Origin of the sequence: uncultured Gilvimarinus sp. (genome assembly GCF_963972205.1) — a bacterium.
GTDB classification, from domain to species: domain Bacteria; phylum Pseudomonadota; class Gammaproteobacteria; order Pseudomonadales; family Cellvibrionaceae; genus Gilvimarinus; species Gilvimarinus japonicus.
Genome location: NZ_CAXAUC010000005.1, coordinates 1 through 17,784, shown reverse-complemented (window position 1 = coordinate 17,784; position 17,784 = coordinate 1). Strand labels below are relative to the sequence as shown.

Here is a 17,784-nt window from a genome sequence, read left to right as displayed (position 1 = left end):
CTCAGGTATCGCGCGAGCTATCAGGTATCTGCCGCAACACTTGCCCAAGCCACGAGAACTTAACGGTTTGCACCTCGGCGCGAACCACCGGAGGCGACAGAGCTAAATCGTGCATACCGCCTTCAATCTCGGCCAGCGCCACCTGATCGCCCAGCGCCGGGCCGTAGCGGCGCATATGATCGACGTTTAATACCGTATCAACCGCAAATAAATCGTCACTCCACTGCGATGCTCGCATGGAGCGCGCCGAGTGCATCACCAGCACCGGACAAACAATATTCAGGCCTTTTTGCAGGCGCCGCTGCGCCCGATAAACAGCCCGCGCCCAGCCTGCGGTGATGGGGAAGCCATCGGTCGGCTTCAGCTTTTTGTTGTAGTGCCACTCGCCACGAAAGTCACGATGCAAGCTCTTGGCATAGTAAGAAGGCATGCCGTGATGATAAGCAATATGCGGAAACCACCGACCCAGTGCCACCAGTGCACGCAGGGCAATACGCTCCCAGCCCCGAAGCGGAAATTCAAAAAACGGGCTGTTTAAATATAAAGCGCTGAGCGCCTCGCGGTAGCGACCCTCGTGGGCGTAAAGCGCCGATATCAAGCCTCCGGTAGAGTGAGCGTCAAGCAATAACTGCTCGGCACCAGCGCTTTTGATTTGCGCGATAGCCGCGTCAATCTCGGGGTAATACTCGGCGATATCGGCACAGTAGTTTGGCCGCTCGCCCGGCTGCAACGAGCGACCATAGCCGTGCAAGTCGAGGGCGTAAAAGGCGTAGCCCTCGGCGCGATAAGCCTCGGCCAAGTGCACCTGAAAAAAATAATCCGTCAGCCCGTGTATATACAAAACCGCGCGCCGTGCCACTTTAGGGTTATCGGCCGCGCGCACCAAGGTGGCGCTAAAGGCACGTTTTTTATACGCCACCGTCAACCGAGTTTGCTCAAAACCCTCGAGCTCGGTATCGGCGATCCACTGGTTACCCACTTGTGCGTTCACTGCTGTACCCCTTAATAACCGTCTAACGCGTTTCTATCCCTAGAATTTTAACCGACCTGTCGCAAACTCAATATTGCCATAGATACATGACACTCTGCTTATCTGAGGATAGACTATAACGCTTTAGTCAATACTGCTAACTATCAGCACGAGGCCTTAACGTGACCGACCACACGCCCCGCTCAAACACACTCGCCGCTTTGATACTGGGCGTCTGTCTATTCGCCGGCGCCGGCTTATTGGGCTACCAGCTAAACGACACCGCTATCGCCGTTAAAGAGTACGAACGCACTGTGACCGTAAAAGGTTTAGCCGAGCGCGAACTGCCGGCCGACATTGTCATATGGCCGGTGAGTTACGCCTTGGCCAGCAATGATTTAGCGGCTTTGTACCGCGACATAGACAACAATAGCGAGGCGATTCGCCAGTTTTTGCTGGCACACGATATTGCCGCCGCCGATATTAGTGTTAACGCCCCAATTATTACCGATAAAACCGCACAGTCCTATGGCGGTCCACAACCGACGTTTCGCTACTCGGCCAGCCAAGTCGTGACCGTTTACAGCACCGCTATCGACACGGTACGCAGCACCATGAACAACGTCGGCGAACTCGGCAAGCAAGGCATTGTGCTTACCGCCGGCAACTACGACAGTCAAACACAATATTTATTTACCGGCCTAAACGATATTAAACCCGGCATGATCGAGCAGGCGACAAAAAACGCACGGGAAGTCGCCGGTAAATTTGCCGCCGATTCCAACAGTCGCTTGGGCAAAATTAAGCGTGCCTCCCAGGGGCAGTTTTCGATTGATGCCCGCGACGCCAATAACCCGCACATTAAAAAAGTACGGGTGGTGTCTACTGTCGAGTATTACTTGGCCGACTAACCTTTCTATAACCGGTACGGATGCTCCATGAACTTCGATTTAAGCTTACAGGAAATTATTGAGAACTTGTTGCGCTTGGGCATTGCCTTAGTGTTAGCGCTGCCGATGGCTTTTAATCGTGAGCAAAGCGCGCGCGGGGCCGGTCTGCGCACATTCCCCTTGGTGGCACTAGCGGCCTGCGCTTATATGCTCGTGGGGATGGAAGTGTATTCCGGCTCCGATGCCGAAGCGCGAGTGATGTACGGCATTATTACCGGTATTGGTTTTATCGGCGGTGGTGCCATCTTAAAAACCGACGACCACACCGTGGGTACCGCCACGGCCGCCAGCATTTGGAATACCGGCGCGATTGGCGTTTCAGTCGCTTACAATCGTTACGAGATCGCATTGGTGCTCTCGCTCACCAACTTTCTTATTCTACAATTCGCCAGCCCCTTTAAGAAAAAACCAAAAGCCGATTAATCAGCTTTGTTTAAGCGGCTTTTCACTTCAATCCAGCGGGACATAAACTCAGTACTGCGTATACTGTGAAAATTAAACAGCGCACCCAATATATTGTCACGCCGCCATGCGTTAAGGTTCAAGTGACGCTCACGCAATACCGTTACTAACTTGGGGCCCAGATCAGCGCGAGAGTAATGTTTCGCCAGCAGCGGCCCGCAGGCGTTAGCGGCTAGCCGCCATTGCGACTCATCTTGATATAAACTCACCGCTTGCGCGGCTATGGCTTTTGAATCATTGGCAACCGCACCCGGCCACTGACACTCACCGCACATACCCTCGGCGCCAATATCAGTCGTTACGCTGGGTGTTCCAGTTAGCATCGCATCCAATAGCTTGCCTTTTATTCCAGCGCCCACTCGCAGCGGGGCCAGCAACACTTTGTGCCGAGCAACCACCGTTAAGGCATCATCTGCCCAGCCTTTAACCAAAAAACCTTGGCGTTTATTGTGCAATGCCGTCGCTTTGGGTGGCGGATAGGCGCCGTAAATATGCAACTCGGCGCGAGGTAATTGCTGGCGAATGGCGGGCCACACATGCTGTTTGAGCCATAAAACAGTATCCCAGTTAGGGCGATGACGGAAGTTGCCAATACTGACAAAGTGCTCGCGCGCCGCAAAGTCTGGGTAAGTCATCGCTGGTTGGTCCACCGTAAACGGCAAGTGATACAACAGTTGGGGCGGCACCTGGCAATACTCCTGCAGCAGCGTCACCTCAAAACTCGAAATCATTAAACTGATGTCACAACGGAAAATTGCCGCCAACTCGCGCAGCAACCTATCGTCCTCGCGCATTAACTCATACAGCTCGGCGTTACCAACGGTTATGGCGGCGACATCCGCACTCGGGTTGCCGGCCAGTGCGCGCTTTAAAGCTAATTCGCGAGCGGCCCGTAAGCTGTGGAAATCTTCTGTGTCTAACACTCGCAGCGCGTTTGGCGCCGCACTGGCAACACGCCAGCCAAATTGCTCCTCGGTAACAAAGCGGTCAAACACCACAACATCCGGCGCAAGCTCTGCCACCCAGCGGTCAACACTATCGCAATTTAAGGCGATCGCGTGAGTCGTGACATTAAGCGCACGCAAATCGCATTGATGCTTCGTCGGCGAGGCAGCACAAGCAAAGTGTACCGCAATACCACCTGCCTGAAGCGCGTCAATTAGATCGAGAACTCGTCGACCAGCCGCAGAGGAATTAGGCTCGGGCCAGACATAGCCAACAATTAATGCCGTTTGCATTTACAGTTTCCAGGCAACGCTGAGGGTGCCAAAATTATCGCGCGAAGAGTCATGGGTATCGAGCTTGGTGCCCGACTTGTAACCAAAGGTGAGACTGAGCGAATCCCATGCGTAACTAACGCCGGCGGTAAAACTGAGTTGTTCGTGACGCAAATCGGATGAGGGGCTGTCGCGATAACTATTGCCATTAACTAAAATATTGTTAAACACATAGTCAGTTTCAAAACCGCCATATACGTACCAGCCGCTCTCGACCGCTGCCGGGCTGCTGGTACGCCCTTGCTGCAGCAGCGTTGTTGCAAAACTATTTGCTAATCCGCGCCCAAAACGAACAATAGCACCACCCCCTACGGCTGATTCTAAATTGCCCGCTCGCGCCTGAGCCAACAACACGACATCGCTCATAGCGCTTAACTCATAGCGCCACACCCGCGCCCGGCGCAAGGCAAACACCGGTTCATTCTCGAGTTGATAATCCCAACCTTTTGGTTCAGCCGAGCCCACCACTTTGTGAATAAACTTTTGCGTTTGCTCGGCCAGGGATGCCGGCCCTACAACGCCAATGGTGGTGCGCACCATATCGGCAATATTGTCGTCTACCAAAACGCGACTGGCGCGGTAGATCAATAGTCCGGCATAGGGAACATCATTGGGATCTGGTACCGGCTTGCTAATATCCGCTGGTGTCACCATCGCTTGACCCACTGTGTGCTCGTTAAACGCCAGATCAAAGCTGTCGTTTAGCATCCAGTTAAGTGGTTTGGTAAATAACGGTTCGTCGATTGGTTCAGCGTCGGCCACTTGGTACACTGAAACAAACAAGCCGTTGGTGTAACCCCCGCCATCGCGGCCGGCAAACAAATCATTTTGCCACACCAGCGACAGCCAATCAGTGGCCTGCGCTTGGCCCGCGTGGGCCATTGCGGCCGCCAAAACAGCCAGCGATAACCGGCGGGGTAAATAGGCGCTAAACCTGCTGCTCTTAATCAATGACCTATTTCCTACTCGGTTAGTCGTCATTCAACTCGTCGCCTTCAGTGCGAGTGTATACTTTAAAATTCTCGCGATAGTCCTCCAGATTATCGCGTAAATAATCTCGATATTGATTGGTCAGGTAACGTAATGAGGCGTCTAACTCTTCCGTATATTCTTTACGGTCAACCGACGAGCTAGCAACAATAAAAGCGTTAAAGCGCGAGGCGGCCTGAAGCATCGCTGCACTGACCATGCTCGGATCAACCGTGTCGCAGTGCTCGTTCGCGCGGGAGATAAAATCGTCAACCAGATCCCAGTACTGGCGTTCGTCATCGGCTTGTGACATAAATTCTCTACTTAATTCATAAAAGTCATACGGCGTATCAAGCCGTCTTGGAATTGATAAATTTTGATGATTTTGGCCGTCCGGCGCATGCCGCCGGCATTAAAACTCGCCTTCTCTAAGGTAACGGCCTTATCTCCCAACACCATTATATTTTCGACCACCGCTTGCGGCTTACGCTCTTTAAACGTTTTGCTGGTCGCTTCAACTAACGCCCCGTGACCGGCGGTGATAGGGTGGTCGGGATAATTGTAAACTTCGATATCGGGATGAAAGTAACCTGAATAGGCGTCCACATCGTGATTATTATAGGCGCGGGTTTGCCCCTCGATGAGGGTTTCTAACGGTGCGGCTAACACGCTGCTGCTTAACCAAAAAAGTACCGCGGCCACGGTGTAGCGGTTTATAAAATATGGCATAACTCGCTCTTGTTAACCAAAGGGTCGATTGCGTTTGCCCAGCAACACTAAAACCAAGGTGGCGATGGGGCCGAGCAATAACGAGAGCAAAAACCAACCCAAACCACTGCGATTTTTGCCCTGGGCTAAACCGGCATTAATTAATGCCAAGGTGCCCCAACCGACCACATAACCACTGCTGACTATCACTGTGTCATTCATCGATCACCTCTAGGGTTTTGTTCACCAAACGCTCTGAACGCTCGCCGGCGCCCGCCGAGAGCTGATAGTCAGCTCGGCGGGTGGTTATCAGACGATCATTGTCTACCCGGTAATGACTATCGGACTCTATTGTAATGCTAAAGCTGATTACGATAAACGCCCGGCCACGAGCGTGGATACGAGTACGGCTGGCCAGCGGAGCGCCTTGTTCATCAATCCAAACCGTAAAGCTGCCATCGTACTCTTTAACGTATTTGCGCTGGCGCTTGGTCAGCCGATCTTCCCCGAGGGCAAAATCCAGCCGGCGCGCATTATTACCTTGATAGGTATCGGCTTCAGCGCCAATAAACTCGGCCGAGTCTAGCTCTTGCCCGATGGCCCGAGCCGCGCGCAACATCGGTTGTATATCCGGTAAAGACAGTTCATCAACGCCGTCATAGGCCGGGGTAGGCGCGTCCGAGTCCGCCGCCCGGGCCGAGGCCTCCGCCGCCATTTGCTGCAGTAACTGCGTCGAATAACGCACACTCAAACCGGTGTCATCATCAACCACAGTAACCCGGGCCGCCCCCGTGCGCGAGACCAGCTCTTCATCCTCCCCCGCATTGTGGGCCGAGTTAACCACCACCTCGGCGACTAAATTGCTATCGGCCGTTAAGCGCGCCAGGGACGCCTTTAAGTCGCGCAAGCTGGCTTGGCTAAAGTCGGCGTCGGCCCCGGCTCCATCATCGGCCGCAATCGCAGTAGCACACCCGCAAAAAACCAACAGTCCTACCATCAAAATGTGTGTTTTTATCACTCACAGAGCCCCTTAAGTGTTGATGTATGCATCCTCGACCACCCGGCTAGCGCCAGGTTCAAATCGCAACCGCCCCTTGCAGCATAGCCCGCCTGTGCCAATCACCGTGTGCGCCAGTACAAAAGGCACAAACCAAGCTGCAATTCAAGACTGTTATCATCGCAGGTTTTACGCATAATGCTGAACACACGCCGCTTGCGTGAGCCCACAAGACCCTCTGAACTGAATAGGCAAGATCCATGAGCAGTATTTTTCAACGTATCGCCGACGAGCTGAGTGTACGCGAACAACAGGTAGATGCCGCTGTGGCACTGCTGGACGAAGGGGCCACCGTGCCGTTTATCTCCCGCTACCGTAAAGAGGTAACCGGTGGCCTGGATGATACCCAGATGCGTAACCTAGAGGAGCGGCTGCGCTATTTGCGCGAACTGGAAGACCGCCGCGACGCGATTTTGAAGAGTATTACCGAGCAAGAAAAGCTCACCCCCGCGCTGGAAAACGACATCCGCGCCGCCGACACCAAAACCCGGCTGGAAGATCTGTATTTGCCCTACAAGCCCAAGCGCCGCACCAAAGGCCAGATCGCCATCGAGGCCGGCCTTGAACCCTTGGCTGAAGGACTATTGGCCGACCCAACGCTGGAGCCGGAAACGGAGGCCGCCAAATACCTCAACCCCGAACACAAGATCACAGACACCAAGGCCGCACTGGATGGCGCCAAGTTTATCCTGATGGAAAAGTTCAGCGAAGATGCCAACTTGCTGGCTAAATTGCGTGATTTTCTGCAAAAAGAAGCCAATATCAGCGCCCGCGTGGCCACGGGTAAAGACACCAACAACTCGCAAGAAGTGCAAAAGTTTCGCGACTACTTTGAGCACGATGAACCCCTTAAATCCACTCCATCGCACCGCGCACTGGCGATGTTTCGCGGCCGCAATGAGGGCGTGCTAACCATCGCGATTACCGTCGGCGACCCCAACGAGCCGGCCGCCTCGCACCCCTGTGAGGCCATGGTTGCCGACCACTGGCGCATTATCGATAACGGCCGCGCCGCCGATAAATGGCTATCCGAGGTGGTGCGCTGGGCATGGCGCGTTAAGTTATTGACCCACCTAGAGACCGACCTACTGGGCGAGCTGCGCGACCGGGCCGAAGAGGGCGCCATTAAAGTGTTTGCCTCTAACTTAAACGATTTATTGCTGGCCGCCCCCGCAGGGCAAAAAGCCACCATCGGCCTGGATCCTGGTTTGCGTACCGGTGTTAAAGTAGCGGTGGTCGACGCCACTGGCAAAGTGCTGGATCACTGCGCCATCTACCCCACAATGCCGCAAATGCGTACTGCGGAGTCCGAGAAGACCCTCTCGGCCCTGTGCCAAAAGTACAACGTCGGCCTAATCGCCATCGGCAACGGCACCGCCAGTCGCGAGACTGAGAAATTTGTTAAGGACATGCTGGGCAAGTACCCCGAGCTAACCGCCAAACCGGTTATGGTGAACGAGGCCGGCGCCTCGGTGTACTCCGCCTCTGAGTTTGCCGCTAAAGAGTTCCCCGATTTGGATGTGACCATTCGCGGCGCTATCTCTATCGCGCGCCGCCTGCAAGATCCACTGGCCGAGCTGGTGAAAATTGACCCTAAATCCATCGGTGTGGGCCAGTATCAACACGACGTCTCACAAACCCAGCTGGCGCGATCGCTGGATGCCGTAGTAGAGGACTGTGTAAACGCTGTGGGGGTTGAAGTAAACACCGCCTCAGCCGCCCTGTTAGCGCGAGTTTCTGGCTTAAACACCACACTTGCTAACAATATCGTCGATTTTCGCAACACCAATGGCGCGTTTAGCTCGCGCGAGCAGCTTAAAAAGGTCACCCGCTTTGGCGCCAAAACCTTTGAGCAAGCCGCCGGCTTTTTGCGCGTCGCCGGGGGCGAGAACCCGCTGGATGCCTCGGCGGTTCACCCCGAGTCCTACGCCGTGGTTGAGGCCATTGCCAGTAAAAACGAACGTCGCATTGCCGGCCTGATTGGCGACTCGGCCTTTTTGGGCACCCTAAAAGCCGCCGACTACACCAGCGAGCAATTCGGTTTACCCACCGTAACCGATATTTTAAAAGAGCTGGACAAACCCGGCCGCGACCCGCGACCCGAGTTTCGTACCGCCAAGTTCCAGGAGGGCGTCGAAACCCTTAAAGACCTTGAGCCGGGCATGATCCTGGAAGGCACCGTCACCAATGTCACCAACTTTGGGGCTTTTGTCGATATCGGCGTGCACCAAGACGGCTTGGTGCACATCTCGGCGCTGTCTAACACTTTTGTTAAAGACCCGCGCGAGGTGGTAAAAGCCGGCGATATTGCTAAAGTTAAAGTGATGGAGGTGGATGTCGACCGCAAGCGTATTGGCTTGTCCATGCGTTTGGACGACACCCCCGGCGAGAAAACAGGTGGCGGCGATGCCCCGCGCCGCGCGCGCAAGCAAGACAGTTCGCGCAATCAAAGCTCGCGTGGCAGCAACAGCAAAGAGGCCTCACTGGGCAGCATGGGTGCGCTATTGCAACAAGCCATGAAGAAAAAGAACTAAACGGCCCGCTAACCTGCTCCGGCAACGGAGCAGGTATTAATTGGCGCTCAAGTTTTCTCACCCGCCGCCGTCAACCTTGATACCGGGGACCTTTGTGTTTCTTGCCCGTCTTTGTACGGCACGAGGGAACCCGGAATTCTAGTGCTCATGGGTATCGCTCTGAGTCCACAACAATAAAAACCGCAAAAGGTACCACAGTGAGAAAACGACTAACGTTATTGTTAGCGCTGTGCCTGACGCTACCGGCGCTAGCCCAAGTGAATATTGCCCTTGTCTCGCGCGATGACAGTAATGCCAAACACGCCATTGCCGTTATTGAGCTCGCCCTCGATAAAGCCGGGCTCGATTATCAGCTCGATATTTCATCCGGCACACTTACCGCCGCGCGACAAATTCAAGACGCCCTGGATGGCACCATCGATATTATGTGGGCCGCCACCACCAAACAGACCGAGCAACAGCTGATTCCCATCCGCGTCCCTCTGTACAAAGGCTTACTGGGCTACCGCGTATTTATTATTCACAAAGACAACCGCCACCTGTTTGCCGATATCACGGATTATTCGCAGCTCAAAAGCCTGGTGTTTGGTCAGGGCCGCGGTTGGCCCGACACCGACATCATGCGCCACAACGGCCTGACGGTCGAAACCGGCACCTACGAAGGCCTATTTTTAATGGCCGACGGACAGCGTTTTGATGCGTTCCCCCGCGGCATCCACGAACCCTGGAGCGAGGTGGCAAGCCGCTCCGAGCTAGAGTTAGCAATTGACGATAACCTCATGTTTGTTTATCGCATGCCATTTTATTTATTTGTCAGCCCGCGCCGCCCCGAGCTGGCCGAGGCTCTCAACACCGGTTTAACCATCGCCCTGGAGGACGGCAGCTTCGATACCCTGATCATGAACGACCCCACCGTACAAACCGTCATGGCACGGGGCAATATCGCCAAGCGCCGGGCCTTTGCGCTAGAAAACCCCAATCTGCCCGCCGCGACTCCTGTCGACAACCCTACATTATGGTTTGATCCGGCGGAGCTCGCAGCCTCCGCTGCCGCAGACAAGACAGAGCAGCCCGAACAAGATTTACTCACCCAGTCACAGGACGACTCAGCAACCGACAACCACGAGCCACAACCGAGTGACGCGCCATGATCAGAAGAACCCTGACCATTAAATTAATGTTTGCCCTTACTGTGATTTTACTGCTGGTGGCAGCGGTCATCGTCAGTGTTAGCTACCAGATACAGAGCAAACGGCAACAGGCCGATTTTGACTCCAGCGTCGCGGGTCAAATTCAACTGGCAGAGTCAGCCCTGCGCGAGCCGGTATTCTCGTACGATCTGGCGCAGATCGAAGCCATTGCCCAATCGTTGGCAAACACGCCGCTAATCGCCGCGTTTGCGGTATACGACCATCGCGGTAAATTATTGGCCGAGGGGCAAGACGACAATCAACCGGCCACTGACGTCATGGTCAAAAAACCGCGCCATGAGATTTTTCGCAAAGATAAACTGATTGGTTACTTCAGCGCCGATTTCTCTCAGGCGCAAATGCTGGCAGTACTCCACAGCCAAAATCAAAGCACGATCATAACCGTTATCGCACTGTTGCTGGCGGGCTTGTTAACCGTCGCCTTATTGATGCGTCAGATGGTGTCCCATCGGGTGCTGGAGGTTAGCGCGTCACTGCAGGAGATCGCCGATGGCGGGGGCGACCTGACCCGTCGGCTACCCACCAGCAGCAAAGATGAGATTGCCGAACTGTGCGGCAACTTTAACCGGGTAATGGAACAAATTGCCTCCATTATTCAACGCGTTAACCAATCCAGTGCCAGCGTGACCGAACAAACCGAAAAAATGACCGGCGCCGCCACCGGCACCTCAGACTCGATTCGCCAGCAAATTCGCGAGATCGAACAAGTCGCCGCCGCCCTGCAAGAGATGTCCCACTCGGCTGATGAAGTCGCTGGCCACGCGCGCAAAACGGCCGACGACACACAAGACACATTGCATTTAGCAGACGACGGCTCGGAGATTGTAAAAGGCGCTATTACGACAATTCATCGGCTGACCACACAAATTGAAACCACCGCCGATAAAATTAAAGGCCTACGCGAGCGCAGTGACTCGATCGGCTCGGTAATGGAGGTTATTCGCTCCATTGCCGAGCAAACTAATTTGCTCGCCCTTAACGCCGCCATCGAGGCGGCGCGCGCCGGCGATCAAGGCCGTGGCTTTGCGGTTGTGGCCGACGAAGTGCGCTCACTGGCGCAAAAAACCCAACAATCGACAGAAGAGATTGAGGCGATTATTCGCGAGCTGCAAAAGTCCGCCGACGATACTCACAATTCGATGGAGTACAGCGTTAAAGCGGTACAAGAAACCATTGATGCTTCGAGCCAAGTGGATGGCGCACTGGAAAAAATTCGCGCCAACGTCGAGTCCATCAACGCAATGAATCACCACATTGCCACCGCCGCCGGCGAGCAAAGCTCGGTGGCCAGCGAGGTGAGTCAAAACATTACCGCGATACACGACTTAACCGAGCACGTCTCGCACAATGCCGACGTGGTCCGTAAAGCCAGTGCGGTACTGGATGAAGAGAGCCATAACCTGCGTGACGAAATGTCGCAGTTTAAAGCCTAAGCTTAAGGCTCAGTAGCAACCGTGGAGGACGCGGCTGGCATGAGCCGCTTAACTTGTCGCTGCTCGGCATCGGTTAACGCACCGTACCAACGAGGGTAGGGCCAACCATAGCCCCAGCGATAATCCGTCATAAATAGCGGGCCACCGCCGACGCGTACACCCGCCAACATCAACAGTGCCACCTCGGGCTCGCCCACCTTTGCCACGCAGGCCTCTAAAGCCCTATCAGCGCTTAAGCGCTGCTGATAAGTGCCACCTTGCCAGTAAGCTAAATCGTGCACCTCGCAACACTCGAGCCACAATTGCTCTTGAGCGAAGGTGCCATCGGGGAACGAGCTACAACCATCGCTGGTAAAAGGCGAAAGATCTTGCGCGTTAGCAGGCCCACTGGCACTTGCGAATACCACAGCGTAGACAGCCAGTGATTTTTTGCACAGCGACAACCGGATCAACCGACGCTCAACTGCCAAGAGACGCCAAAGCGATCGTTCACCCACGTGAATAACTCACTAAAACCGTAGTTATCCGCCGGCATAAGCACTGTCCCGCCCTCGGATAATTTGGCCGAGGCCTCCTGAAAGTGCGCTTTGCTATCGCACTCCACAAACAAAGAGATGGCCGGCGTAAAACCAAACTCATGGGTAACCGGGCTATCAATCGCCAATAGTTGTTGCCCCGCCACCACAAATAATGCCTTTTTAACCGAACCTTCGGCGCCTTGTTCATCGGGCCCGTAATACTCTATCGACAAGACTCCGGAGTTTTCAAATAGCGATACGTAAAAGCTAACGGCCTCGTCGGCTTCGCCTGCAAACATCAACATGGGAACCATCGTATTTGCCATAGTGTTTATCCTACCTATTGCGGTGTGTATCGGCGTTAGCCTGAAACGGCTAACCTACAAAATCTTGCTCAAGCCCAATAGGTTACAGCAATAGCAGCGGCCTGTATCTGTTAGCCAAAAAAGCAATAAGCCAGCAAAGTGGCCGCCACAATACCGGCGCCGTCGGCAATAAGACCACAGGCCAGAGCATAGCGGGTTCGGGTAATCGCAACCGCACCACAATAGACGGCCAGCACATAAAACGTCGTTTCAGTACTGCCCTGATAAACGGCCGCTAAGCGGCCCGCGAAAGAGTCGGCACCGTACACCTCCATCGTCTCAATCATCAGCGCCCGCGAGCCCGAGCCAGAAAACGGCTTCATAAGTGCCGTGGGCAGAGCATCCACAAAGCGAGTATCACCGCCCATAAATGCCACCGCGTAACGCAATTGCTCTAGGCCAAACTCCAGCACCCCGGAGGCGCGCAGTAAACCCAACGCAAACAGCATGGCCACCAAATAGGGAATAATACCAATAGCAATACTAAAACCATTTTTGGCACCATCGATAAAGGCATCGTACATCCGCACTCGGCGCTTAAAACCATACAAAAATAATCCGGCAATTAACACCAGCAGCGTCAGGTTGCCCACCAATGCCGAGCGTTTACCGATCTCGCCCTCGTCGACACTCGCTGCCAATAAACCACCGACAATCACCGCCGCGGCAATAAAATAGGCCAGCACCACCGGCGACCATAACTTAAGCTTTTGCAGCCATGCCACGGTTAACAATCCCACCAGGGTCGAGCAACTGGTTGCCAGTAATATCGGTAAAAATACATCGGTAGGCGTCATCGCGCCCAGTTGTGCACGGTACACAAACACCGTAGTAGGAATTAGCGTTACCGAGGAGGTGTTTAACACCAAAAATAGTATTTGCGCGTTGCTGAGTAGACTCGGCGTTTTATTGTGCACTTGTAGATCGCGCATCGCCTGAATACCCGCCGGGGTCGCCGCGTTATCCAGGCCTAGCATATTGGCCGCCATATTCATGCTAATACTACTAATGGCTTTGTCGCCACGGGGCACCTCGGGCATCAGGCGACTAAACAATGGCGCCAAGCCACGTGCCAACTTTTCACTTAGCCCGCTGACATTGGCGATCTCCATCAGCCCTAACCAAAAGCACATCACACCAATCAGACCGAGACATATTTTTGTAGCCAGCTCCGCCATATCAAACAGCGATGCCACCAAGGCACTGGCGATCTCGGAATAGCCAAACAAACTCGCCGAGATTCCCCACAGCAAAGAAATGACGATCAGGCTGGCCCAGATGCGGTTAAGCAAAGAAAAACCCTTTTAGTAAAAACACTTATAGTAATCACACTATAAGCCAACACCGCCGTTACCACTAGCGGATCGCTAAGCGATAACCGGTTACTGGGCTACTACGCCTTTACTAATATGGCTAATTTAACAGCTGCGGGATAACGTTTGATAAAAATGGCGGCCCAGAACTGGGCCGCCGAGAACTCGAATAATTATTAATTACTCGTTAGGTTCAGCGGTAACCGATAAAATATAGGAGGCAATCTTACCGCGGGTAGACTCATCCAAAAAACTATGAGCGGGCATAACATGCTCGCCCCATTTACCGCGACTACCCTGAGCAATCGTATTGACGATATAAGCTTTCGGATCTTCCAAGGTGCCGTATTTTTGCTTGATTTGTAAAAAGCTGGGGCCGACTGATGCGGCGTTTTCTTTATGACAAGCAACACAGCTAGTGGTCTGTGTAAGATCTTTACCTTGGGCAATCTCCAATTGCGCCTCATGCCCTAGGCCACCGGCGGCGAGCTTAGCGGCCGAATCATCCGCAACGGGCGCTGCCAAAACCGCATCTGGGTCGTACTCTATATAACTTAGTTTCGCCTCATTACCGCCAGCCCACCACTGCGTGCCGTATTCCAGCACCCACAAACGACCGTCTTTAGTCAGCTTCATATCAAGTGGGCCGGCAAACTTCACCGATGGGGCAAAACTGTCAATTTTGACCACATTATCGTAATCGTCCAGCGTCACTACTTTTATCCAGCTGCGCATAAAATCGCCGATAAACAGCTTGTTTTGGTAGTACGCAGGGTAGGCCAATTCCGTATCAGTGCTTTGAGGGTAAACACCAGCCACCAAAGCGTTACGGCCGCCTTGGCCAAGCTCGGGAAAGCGCTCAGAACCGGCGTAGGGGTACCAAATAAGTGCGGGCTGCGCCGGCGGCAGCACCTTTAAGCCGGTATTGCGTGGTGAGAAGTTTTTTGCGCCTAACGGATCAAAAAATTTGCCGGTTTCTCCCGCTTGATAGTCGTACATGCGGTACGGCTTATTATTGGCCACCATAGTGGGCCAACCAAAAAAACCGGGCTCGGTGACTTTATTAATTTCATCGTAACCCCGCGGGCCAAACTCTTCGCTATCTTCTTTAGCATCGGGGCCAATATCGCCGTAGTAAAGATCACCAGTGCTATCGTCTACCGCAATGGTGTAAGGGTTACGGGTACCCATGACGTAAATCTCTGGCCTGCCTCGCTCAGCCGATGCAAATAAATTGCCCTTAGGAATGCTATCCCCGCCATTTTGGTCGGGGTGAATACGCAAAATTTTACCGCGCAAATCTTGGCTATTGCCCGAGCTGCGCAACGCATCGTGATAAGTGCCATCGGGTTTGTTATTCATCGGGCCCGAGTCGTTTGACTCAAAGGGGTTAGAGTTATCACCTAAGGCAATAAAGAGATTGCCATTGCGATCAAACTCTAAGTTTCCGCCGGTGTGACAACAGGTGTTATCGTTGGGAATATCCAATAATACTTTTTCCGAGGCCATATCCACCGTTTTGTCATTAACGGTAAATTGCGCGACACGCTGCAATAACTCGTGCTCACCACTGTCGTCGGCCAAGTTATACATGGCGTAAATCAATTGATTGCTCGAAAAATTCGGGTCAAATGCAATAGCGATTAAACCAAACTCAATCTTTTTGGCCGGTGCGAACACGTCAAACTCAGCCATGGTGTGAGTCTTTTTGCTGGCAACGTCAATCCAAAATAACTTACCCTGGCGCTCGGCAATCATAGCCCCGCTAAAATCAGCCGTTACGTCAAAGCTAACCGGTTCATTTAAGCCTTCAATCAGTGTATTCCGAGAAAAGCGGCGCGGATCTGGTTTCGCAGCAGAGTAATCTAAAGGCGCACGCCCGGCCAGCGCGTAATCGAGCCCGCCCGATAAATGCTCGACAAACCAGTTGTTTTTAAATGTCTGTTTGGTGTGCCCGAGACCGGTATAAAAAGAGCGACCACCATCAAAATCGTGATACCAGGCAATAGGGTGATAGGCGCCGTGGACGCCACCTTGATAAGTACGCTCGTCTACCACCAGTAAATCGTGCCGAAGATCGGATAACTTAGTAAAATCGTACCACTCATCAGCAATAGTAAACTCACGGGGCAACCCCTGCGTCGACACATGGTCGCTAGCAACCACTTTAACCTTTGCGCTCTGCGCGTTAGAGGGATCACCCGGGTGAGATTTAAACTCCGCCCCCACTAGTCGCTGATACCAATGCCAGCCACCATCGCGCTCCGTATCCGAGGCGGCGTGAATACCAACAAAGCCGCCACCCGCTTGTATATAACGCTCCATAGCCAGCTGCTGCTGACTATTGAGGATATCCCCCGTGGTGTTCACAAACACCACCGCCGCCATGTCTTGCAGCTTTTCATCGGTGAAGATAGTGGCGTCGTCTGTGGCCACAGCGGTTAAGCCTTTCTGCTCAACCAGACGGGTGACAGCCGCCACCCCCTCAGGGATTGAATCGTGAACCCAGCCCGCCGTTTTAGAGAAAATCAAAACTGACTGTAGCTGATCTGGCGAATGAGTCTCGGCCGGCTGTGCCGCCACCGCGACCTCCGACTCAGAGCAGGAAATGACGAATATAGCTGACACCGTCAACAGCAATGCCATCAAAATACGGGGAATATTCATAGTTATGGGCACACTAAGTTAATAGAAAAGATTATTATTTTGCTTAGCAGTCAGAACCACTCTTACAGAGCTACAACCGCTTAAAAAACAATCAAATCAGTCTAACTCAGCACGCCGCAGCCGTCATGGCCCTTATCAATTATTAGGATTCCTTAATACTCTTCTTAACAATCACTCATCCGCCCGGCGCCAAGTTTTTGTGTATTGCTATGAGGTGTACTGCGCCCTGAAAGATCGCGTCAAACTTTTGTTACAATAGCCCTGGATTAAAAGCTATATGCCTAACAATACCATGAGAGATACACTCCAAACCGTAAATCTGACGGACGCGAGCAAACCCTATTGCTGAGAGGCATGGTCGGCCCTCAATGCCAAAGTCACCCTTCAGTTAGGTGCTTTATGTCATTAGATAAACCACCACCAGATATCGAAATAACTTACCCAGCGTTACCAGCAGAATAAACCACCTTAGCCGAACCCGCAGTATGCCCGCCATAACGGTTAATGGATCACCGATTATAGGCACCCAAGCAAAACATAAAGACAGTAATCCGTATTTAGCAAAACGCTGCTCTGCCCGATTAAAGTCATCGTCCGACATTCTTAGCCACTTTTTAATCACAGCCAAGCCTGCCCAATAACCTAATGCGTAGTTCGTCAGAGAGCCCAGAACGTTCCCTACCGTTGCCACAAGAACCAGCGCTGTAGGCGGCAGCCCACTCAGCAACAAAGCACTTAATACGATCTCCGAGCTTAAGGGTAAAATCGTTGCGGCCAAAAAAGCCGCGACAAAAAGACCGACGTAGCCAAACTCTGTAAAATATTCCACTGACGTCTAACACCCATTTAAACGACAACCGTTAGCACATACGAAGCGTAATCGGGCCATTCAGAAATTATTTAGCCAATCTTTCTGTCCAGCTGCCATTATTCGCTTTGTTACAACTCTCTTCGGTATCGTAATAAATACGACCAGAGTCCATAGCAACGCCAACGGCTGTTAGATTTTTTTGAATAAGAGCGTCAAATTTTTTACGACCATTCTGTTCCGTAAAGTCTTTAAGGTTATCGTTAGTATCAAACACACAAACAACCCTTAAACTTTTCGGGAATGCCGAGTAATCAACCAAGTGCGTTAACCACACAAAACCGAAAAAATCATTTAACGCTGTCTCGCAAGCATCGCTTAAAGCCTTTCTAATGTGGTTATCTATTTTTTTATCGGTTTTTCGCATAATTCGATTATTGTTGAGTGTCACTCTAAATGGGTGATTCGTATTTTATCGTGTTCTTCTTCGAGGGTGTTCAAAACTCTGTGTCAGCCAACTAGCTTCATAGGCTAATGTGTTT

At 52.8% G+C, this 17,784-nt stretch carries 18 protein-coding genes; 5 read left to right on the top strand and 13 right to left on the bottom strand.

Annotation, left to right across the window (positions count from 1 at the left end; genetic code table 11):
* Nucleotide 1: 1 nt before the first annotated feature.
* Nucleotides 2-991, bottom strand: coding sequence for an alpha/beta hydrolase (locus AACY82_RS09695; protein WP_339616608.1), 990 nt, complete (start codon nucleotides 989-991; stop codon nucleotides 2-4).
* 161 nt (nucleotides 992-1,152) lie between these two features.
* On the opposite strand from AACY82_RS09695, the gene AACY82_RS09690 reads away from it, so the two are divergent.
* Nucleotides 1,153-1,881 (top strand): SIMPL domain-containing protein, encoded by a 729-nt coding sequence (locus AACY82_RS09690; protein WP_339616607.1) that lies wholly within the window; start codon nucleotides 1,153-1,155, stop codon nucleotides 1,879-1,881.
* A gap of 27 nt (nucleotides 1,882-1,908) precedes the next feature.
* Nucleotides 1,909-2,343: an MgtC/SapB family protein gene (locus AACY82_RS09685; RefSeq protein WP_339616606.1), complete on the top strand. Its 435-nt coding sequence runs from the start codon at nucleotides 1,909-1,911 to the stop codon at nucleotides 2,341-2,343.
* Here the strand turns inward: AACY82_RS09685 and AACY82_RS09680 are convergent.
* From AACY82_RS09680 to AACY82_RS09655, 6 genes are read right to left on the bottom strand one after another with little or no spacing between them, the layout of a single operon-like run.
* Nucleotides 2,340-3,620, bottom strand: a complete 1,281-nt coding sequence (locus AACY82_RS09680) for a glycosyltransferase family 4 protein (protein WP_339616605.1) — start codon at nucleotides 3,618-3,620, stop codon at nucleotides 2,340-2,342. The genes AACY82_RS09685 and AACY82_RS09680 overlap by 4 nt on opposite strands.
* Nucleotides 3,621-4,610, bottom strand: coding sequence for a lipid A deacylase LpxR family protein (locus AACY82_RS09675; RefSeq protein ID WP_339616604.1), 990 nt, complete (start codon nucleotides 4,608-4,610; stop codon nucleotides 3,621-3,623). It abuts the gene before it with no gap.
* 19 nt (nucleotides 4,611-4,629) lie between these two features.
* On the bottom strand, nucleotides 4,630-4,941 hold the full coding sequence (locus tag AACY82_RS09670) for a DUF3144 domain-containing protein (RefSeq protein WP_339616603.1): 312 nt from the start codon (nucleotides 4,939-4,941) through the stop codon (nucleotides 4,630-4,632).
* Nucleotides 4,942-4,952: 11 nt separating this feature from the next.
* The gene (locus AACY82_RS09665) at nucleotides 4,953-5,357 is read right to left on the bottom strand and encodes a nuclear transport factor 2 family protein (protein WP_339616602.1); all 405 of its coding nucleotides are present in this window, start codon (nucleotides 5,355-5,357) and stop codon (nucleotides 4,953-4,955) included.
* 12 nt (nucleotides 5,358-5,369) lie between these two features.
* Entirely contained in the window at nucleotides 5,370-5,558 is a 189-nt protein-coding gene (locus AACY82_RS09660) for an antitermination protein NusB (protein WP_339616601.1), read from the bottom strand.
* Nucleotides 5,551-6,354, bottom strand: a complete 804-nt coding sequence (locus AACY82_RS09655) for a hypothetical protein (RefSeq protein WP_339616600.1) — start codon at nucleotides 6,352-6,354, stop codon at nucleotides 5,551-5,553. Before AACY82_RS09655 ends, AACY82_RS09660 begins: the two co-directional genes overlap by 8 nt.
* Nucleotides 6,355-6,593: 239 nt before the next feature.
* On the opposite strand from AACY82_RS09655, the gene AACY82_RS09650 reads away from it, so the two are divergent.
* The 3 genes from AACY82_RS09650 to AACY82_RS09640 all read left to right on the top strand — a co-directional run bounded on the left by AACY82_RS09650 (nucleotide 6,594) and on the right by AACY82_RS09640 (nucleotide 11,571).
* The gene (locus AACY82_RS09650; RefSeq protein ID WP_339616599.1) at nucleotides 6,594-8,927 is read left to right on the top strand and encodes a Tex family protein; all 2,334 of its coding nucleotides are present in this window, start codon (nucleotides 6,594-6,596) and stop codon (nucleotides 8,925-8,927) included.
* Nucleotides 8,928-9,124: 197 nt separating this feature from the next.
* The gene (locus tag AACY82_RS09645) at nucleotides 9,125-10,078 is read left to right on the top strand and encodes a diguanylate cyclase (protein ID WP_339616598.1); all 954 of its coding nucleotides are present in this window, start codon (nucleotides 9,125-9,127) and stop codon (nucleotides 10,076-10,078) included.
* Entirely contained in the window at nucleotides 10,075-11,571 is a 1,497-nt protein-coding gene (locus tag AACY82_RS09640) for a methyl-accepting chemotaxis protein (protein ID WP_339616597.1), read from the top strand. Before AACY82_RS09645 ends, AACY82_RS09640 begins: the two co-directional genes overlap by 4 nt.
* A gap of 2 nt (nucleotides 11,572-11,573) precedes the next feature.
* Here AACY82_RS09640 and AACY82_RS09635 read toward each other — a convergent pair whose 3' ends face one another.
* The 6 genes from AACY82_RS09635 to AACY82_RS09610 form a co-directional block, all read right to left on the bottom strand.
* Nucleotides 11,574-12,041: an FAD-binding oxidoreductase gene (locus AACY82_RS09635; protein WP_339616596.1), complete on the bottom strand. Its 468-nt coding sequence runs from the start codon at nucleotides 12,039-12,041 to the stop codon at nucleotides 11,574-11,576.
* On the bottom strand, nucleotides 12,020-12,415 hold the full coding sequence (locus AACY82_RS09630; protein ID WP_339616595.1) for a VOC family protein: 396 nt from the start codon (nucleotides 12,413-12,415) through the stop codon (nucleotides 12,020-12,022). The genes AACY82_RS09635 and AACY82_RS09630 overlap by 22 nt, the downstream gene beginning before the upstream one ends.
* Nucleotides 12,416-12,525: 110 nt before the next feature.
* The gene (locus tag AACY82_RS09625; RefSeq protein WP_339616594.1) at nucleotides 12,526-13,746 is read right to left on the bottom strand and encodes a nucleoside recognition domain-containing protein; all 1,221 of its coding nucleotides are present in this window, start codon (nucleotides 13,744-13,746) and stop codon (nucleotides 12,526-12,528) included.
* Nucleotides 13,747-13,947: 201 nt separating this feature from the next.
* Nucleotides 13,948-16,434, bottom strand: coding sequence for a ThuA domain-containing protein (locus AACY82_RS09620; protein WP_339616593.1), 2,487 nt, complete (start codon nucleotides 16,432-16,434; stop codon nucleotides 13,948-13,950).
* 397 nt (nucleotides 16,435-16,831) lie between these two features.
* A complete protein-coding gene (locus AACY82_RS09615) occupies nucleotides 16,832-17,263 on the bottom strand; it encodes a YqaA family protein (RefSeq protein WP_339616592.1) in 432 nt (143 codons plus the stop codon).
* A gap of 67 nt (nucleotides 17,264-17,330) precedes the next feature.
* Nucleotides 17,331-17,669, bottom strand: coding sequence for a hypothetical protein (locus tag AACY82_RS09610; RefSeq protein WP_339616591.1), 339 nt, complete (start codon nucleotides 17,667-17,669; stop codon nucleotides 17,331-17,333).
* Between the last annotated feature and the right edge of the window lie 115 nt (nucleotides 17,670-17,784).

Bases quoted from the DNA above. Each gene is read 5' to 3' on its own strand.
- AACY82_RS09685 (WP_339616606.1), top strand. From the start codon at position 1,909: ATGAACTTCGATTTAAGCTTACAGGAAATTATTGAGAACTTGTTGCGC.
- AACY82_RS09680 (WP_339616605.1), bottom strand. From the start codon at position 3,620: ATGCAAACGGCATTAATTGTTGGCTATGTCTGGCCCGAGCCTAATTCC.
- AACY82_RS09670 (WP_339616603.1), bottom strand. From the start codon at position 4,941: ATGTCACAAGCCGATGACGAACGCCAGTACTGGGATCTGGTTGACGAT.
- AACY82_RS09665 (WP_339616602.1), bottom strand. From the start codon at position 5,357: ATGCCATATTTTATAAACCGCTACACCGTGGCCGCGGTACTTTTTTGG.
- AACY82_RS09660 (WP_339616601.1), bottom strand. From the start codon at position 5,558: ATGAATGACACAGTGATAGTCAGCAGTGGTTATGTGGTCGGTTGGGGC.
- AACY82_RS09650 (WP_339616599.1), top strand. From the start codon at position 6,594: ATGAGCAGTATTTTTCAACGTATCGCCGACGAGCTGAGTGTACGCGAA.
- AACY82_RS09640 (WP_339616597.1), top strand. From the start codon at position 10,075: ATGATCAGAAGAACCCTGACCATTAAATTAATGTTTGCCCTTACTGTG.
- AACY82_RS09630 (WP_339616595.1), bottom strand. From the start codon at position 12,415: ATGGCAAATACGATGGTTCCCATGTTGATGTTTGCAGGCGAAGCCGAC.
- AACY82_RS09620 (WP_339616593.1), bottom strand. From the start codon at position 16,434: ATGAATATTCCCCGTATTTTGATGGCATTGCTGTTGACGGTGTCAGCT.
- AACY82_RS09610 (WP_339616591.1), bottom strand. From the start codon at position 17,669: ATGCGAAAAACCGATAAAAAAATAGATAACCACATTAGAAAGGCTTTA.